The following is an 825-nucleotide window of genomic DNA, read 5'->3' on the forward strand; positions in this document are numbered from 1 at the left end:
GAGGCTCATCCGCGCATCTCGCTCACAGTGTCCACGTTCAGGGTGTGGTAACGACGATAGAGCAGCAGTAACAGGGCGAGGCCGATACTGGCCTCCGCTGCCGCCAGAGAAATCACCAGGATATACATGATCTGGCCATCAGCCTGGGCCCAGCGGCTACCCGCCACCACAAACGCCAGTGCCGAGGCATTCATCATGATCTCGATACTCATCAGGATGTAGAGCAGGTTGCGGCGGATCAGCAGACCGCACAAGCCGATGCAGAAGAGCACCGCGGCCAGCAGGAGGCCGTGCTCCATAGGGATTCCATTCATTGCTGACCTCCTTCTTGTGCAGAGCGGGATGCTGTGCGGGGGACGGAGAGCACTTCACCGCTCTTCTCTTCCCGACCCAGGTGATAGGCGGTTACCAGACCCGCCAGCAGCAGGATGGAGGCAAGCTCCACCGCCAGCACATAGGGGCCAAAGAGCTCGACACCCACCTGCTTGGCGGTCACCTCGGTCACTCCGATCAGGCCCCCGGTCACCCCGAGAATGCCGTGGGCCAGAAAGCCCAGCAGGATCAGCGAGAGCAGGGCTGGGCCCCCCCAGGTCATGGGGGTGAGCCACTTTTTCTCCTGTGCCTGGGCACTCCCCAGGTTCAGCATCATCACCACGAACACGAACAGCACCATGATGGCGCCGGCGTAGACGATCACCTGCAGGGCGCCCGCAAAGGCGGCACCCAGGCAGAAGAAGATCATGGCCACGGCGATGAGGGAGATGATGAGATTGAGCAGCGCATGCATGGGATTGCTGGTGCTGATCACCCGCAGCGTGCTGTAAA

The 825-nt window shown here is 61.5% G+C and carries 2 protein-coding genes; both read right to left on the minus strand.

Going from position 1 to position 825, the window contains the following annotated elements; genetic code table 11:
• Positions 1-5: 5 nt before the first annotated feature.
• Complete coding sequence (nuoK, locus tag G5358_RS21445; RefSeq protein WP_005337247.1) at positions 6-314, minus strand: NADH-quinone oxidoreductase subunit NuoK; 309 nt, start codon at positions 312-314, stop codon at positions 6-8.
• Positions 311-825 (minus strand): NADH-quinone oxidoreductase subunit J (nuoJ, locus tag G5358_RS21450; RefSeq protein ID WP_421324924.1); only part of this gene is annotated, 515 nt, incomplete at its 5' end. The genes nuoJ and nuoK, both read right to left, overlap by 4 nt.

It is taken from the genome of Aeromonas sp. 604176 (assembly GCF_049170755.1).
GTDB lineage: Bacteria > Pseudomonadota > Gammaproteobacteria > Enterobacterales > Aeromonadaceae > Aeromonas > Aeromonas veronii_A.

What these genes read in the sequence shown, in the direction of transcription:
- nuoK (WP_005337247.1), bottom strand. Translation starts at nt 314, where the DNA reads ATGAATGGAATCCCTATGGAGCACGGCCTCCTGCTGGCCGCGGTGCTC.